The sequence below is a fragment of the Patiriisocius sp. 208BN25-11 genome, assembly GCF_058147145.1.
In genome coordinates this window covers 1-238 of the sequence record NZ_JBYVJY010000129.1, presented here as the reverse complement: position 1 = coordinate 238, position 238 = coordinate 1, and the positions used below count along the sequence as shown (strand labels likewise).

The 238-nt window shown below is 38.7% G+C and carries 1 pseudogene; it reads right to left on the bottom strand.

Features of this window, described 5'->3' with window-relative positions:
* Positions 1-238: pseudogene (locus ACY2RS_RS15855) on the bottom strand (aromatic amino acid hydroxylase); the annotation flags it as partial.

Sequence of the window (238 nt, the reverse complement as noted above, 5' to 3'; positions counted from 1 at the left end):
AAAATTCTCAAGAACTTCTTGTAAATAAGCAAAGTCGGGTGTTACAAACAACGGTGGTTGCGGTTTTGTAATATCAAATTCTTGTTAGGCAGCATCTATGGTGTATGGTATTTTTTTTACACTTTCTTTCATACACCATTCGCTTTCGCCTATTTAAGAGAGTAGACCAGCACCATAAATCTTTGGGTTTTCAACGGTGCCTACCATGCCGTGTTCAACAGTCCACCAATGTAGGTTT